This is a genomic window from Neochlamydia sp. AcF65 (assembly GCF_018342435.1).
Classification (GTDB): Bacteria; Chlamydiota; Chlamydiia; order Chlamydiales; family Parachlamydiaceae; genus Neochlamydia.
On record NZ_JAEMUE010000001.1, the window covers coordinates 1 to 3,107 of the forward strand.

The 3,107-nt window shown below is 32.4% G+C and carries 3 protein-coding genes and 1 pseudogene; 1 reads left to right on the forward strand and 3 read right to left on the reverse strand.

The window, feature by feature from the left end:
* Nucleotides 1–564: 564 nt before the first annotated feature.
* The gene (locus NEOC65_RS00005; RefSeq protein ID WP_213155309.1) at nt 565–750 is read left to right on the forward strand and encodes a hypothetical protein; all 186 of its coding nucleotides are present in this window, start codon (nt 565–567) and stop codon (nt 748–750) included.
* A 315-nt stretch (nt 751–1,065) separates the two neighbouring features.
* On the opposite strand, the gene NEOC65_RS00010 is transcribed toward NEOC65_RS00005, so the two are convergent.
* The 3 genes and pseudogenes from NEOC65_RS00010 to NEOC65_RS09755 form a co-directional block, all read right to left on the reverse strand.
* Nucleotides 1,066–1,686 (reverse strand): hypothetical protein, encoded by a 621-nt coding sequence (locus tag NEOC65_RS00010; protein ID WP_213155310.1) that lies wholly within the window; start codon nt 1,684–1,686, stop codon nt 1,066–1,068.
* Nucleotides 1,687–1,950: 264 nt separating this feature from the next.
* Nucleotides 1,951–2,619, reverse strand: coding sequence for a hypothetical protein (locus NEOC65_RS09490; protein ID WP_249298923.1), 669 nt, complete (start codon nt 2,617–2,619; stop codon nt 1,951–1,953).
* 168 nt (nt 2,620–2,787) lie between these two features.
* A pseudogene (locus NEOC65_RS09755) lies at nt 2,788–3,048 on the reverse strand (S1 family peptidase); the annotation flags it as partial.
* Between the last annotated feature and the right edge of the window lie 59 nt (nt 3,049–3,107).

A 3,107-nucleotide genomic window follows, 5' to 3' on the forward strand; every position in this document is an offset into this window, starting at 1 on the left:
ATCCTTAATTTAACTCCTAATATGAGGCATATTTTGCAGGTTTTAGGCCCTCCTTTTCAGAAATTATATGCTAATGGAAATTAACTTGCGGAATGTGGGTTATAACGCTCCTTCCCTTGATAAGGTTTAATGAAGTATTCTAAATTTAAACCTAAGTCCTGCTAAAAGGCAGAGCTTTTGTTACATTTCCCCTTTATCATTTGCAACTACCCTATAAATTTTTTTAATTAATTACTTGTTACCAAGTCTCTATCGGAAGATAAAATAATTCTTTATCATCAATTTGCTAAGAATTCATTTTAAAAAATCTCTTAACCGCGAATCTTAAATGGATAAAAATTTTGCATTTGAAACGTGAAGTGCAGAATTTGACAATGAATATTTTTTGTTCAATAGTAATGTAATTAGTTACTTAGCTTAAAGGCAGTCATTTTATATTCTCTTCTGTTTTTTACTTTGATGAAATATAATATGCCATTTTAGCTTCTCGCATGTTTTAATTCCGCTATTGATTAACATTTGTACAAATGGAAACATTGTTAATAAGCGTTAAGAGGTAAGAATATGAATACTAGAAAAACCTTTTCTCAAGCCTGGATTGACCTAAAAGCAATCGTCAATCATGTAGCATTTTTTCCTTATCGCTATATTTTAACTTATAAGGGTAAAGATTTGGCCGCCATAGCGCCTATCGAAGATTTAGAAATGCTAGAGGCCCTAGACGATGAGCGTGATATCGAAGTAGCATAACGTGTAGACGAAGATATTAAAAAGCATGGCACCGTTAAATGGAAAGATATTAAAAGAGATTTCGGACTGTGATTTCCGAGATTAAATTAAGTTGTACCATGCTTAAATATATTTAATAGACAAGGCTAACTTGAGGTTGGGGATAAATATTAAAAGGTTGAGGTCTGCAAGATTATAGCCGAACTTCCTATACATCGCTCAGCTACAAACTAGCAGACCAATTAAAACATCCGACTAGGTTAAATTTTGTAGTTACCTCAAAAAAGCATTAAGGCCACACTTGGGAGTGATATAGTATCTACTTATTATTAGGATTTATTTAAGCCCACATAACTTTATTCCAGGAAGTGCCCCCAAAAATTTTTCTAAAAATAGAGGGTCTACTCCTAAAGTAATTATAATCTCAGGTCTTTCTTTCATGGCATAAGAATGCTTATAATCTGATCTGTCAAGAGTTTCTTTAAGAAGGTTTATTTTACTTTGCTTGTCTACATCATTAAGAAACTCTTTTTCTGCCTTAGCAATAACTTCTTCATATGAAAGTATGTTATAACTCTTAATAATATATTTTATAGATCCCTCAAAATCATTTCCGAAATTTAAGACTTTTTGTGATCTTTTTTCAAACTTTTCCATTATTTCAGGGACTGCCTCTATTAAATCTGGGGCCTTAAAAGTTATGTATTCATCCTGGGAGTGCCGCTCCCTCCATTTCAAAAAGCTTTTTGTATTTATAAAAATTACTGTTGGCTTTTTATCGACAAAACAGTTAATTTTAGTAGCAAAGCCTAATTTTTCTAAAATACATCCAATTATATCGAATCTATAATAATTCACTCCTGCTCTATGGGTCTTGGGATTAATATCATTTATCTTATTAAATCCATTGAAAAAACAGCGCCCATTATTAAAATTTACGTTAATATTAACACTCATCCGCTACCTCGAATTTTTATGAGTTCTAATTTAGGTTAACTTAAATTGGCACAAACATTCTTCGCACTTAATATATTCCTTTTATTAATATAGCGTAAGAAAGGCCATTATTGCATGAGTTAGTCCAAGCCATTAATTCTAAGAGGATTAAAGGAAAGCATACTAATCCCCCCATCTAACACTCACTAATTTGCATAGTGAAATTCAATAAGGCTGCTAGCTATTACCCCTGTATCCTCTTCTAGCAAATTTTAATGAGGGGATTCATTCTTTATTTTTAGAGTAAGCCTTGCTAATAACTTTTTCCATTCTCATTTCCTTAACTTTTCTATAATTTTTATGCATGTAAGTTAATATAAGCTCTCGCTGGCTTTCGGAAAAAGTAGTTTTTTTCTCTATCTCATATTTGGCGAGGCGCAGAATTATTTTAGGAGAAAATTTGCTTTCAAAAGACTCTTCAATCTCCATTAAGCGAATGACTTCTTGAAATCGATTATCATAGGAACCTTTAGTACTTAAAACATCCTCTTGAGCATAAAGAAGGCAATAATATGCACTTAAGTTCCGGGCGCAACTAATTTTATATTCAAGGGATTTGCTTTCTTGGGAAAATTTACCATTTTTTTCGAACGCATTAAGATAATATGCTTCTAAGAAGTTTACTTTATTACCTAACTCATTTTCAATTTTTTTTATTTTCCATATATTATCCACTCTTATCTTCACTTCTTTATCAGCACTTTTTATCATCTTTTTACTCATCTCAGAAAATGGGTGAAATGGAATTAGATTTAACAGGAAAACCCCAAAATATGCATCTCTGTTACACATATAATCTAGATCACTTGTAAATTCTTCTGTTTCAATTGCTCGCTGATTAGATTTTTTTGTCCTTTTTTCTCTACCTGCTTGAGCCAATTGCGCTATTCTCACTTCTGAGGGAAGTTTAATTTCATTTAGCTTTTGGCATTTCTCATATCCCCCTGCTTTAATTTGCTGAGGGGAAGCTTGGAGGGCTTTAACTTTGTGTTCTCCAAATCCTTCGTAATTGTAATATACGCCATATTCACCTCCGTTACCTGCAAATAAGATTCCAATAACTTTTTTTGAAATCCTATTAAACACAGGAGACCCTGAATTTCCTGCAAATGCGGATAAATTAGTTTCAAAATAATAAGATTTTATACTTTCAACTTTTGCAGAGGTAGCTAATTTAGCTGGAAGGCCATAAGGGTGACCGATAATATAAACATTATCGCCTTTCCTTGGAGAGGAAAAATCAAACTCTAAAGGTGTGATTCCTTCAAGTGATTTATCTAATTTGTAATAGATAGGACTTAATCTGACATTTGTGATAAAAATAAAGGAAACTCAATTTAAAAGCCGCGAAGCTTGAAGCCCTGTCGCTCATTAAAATTGGC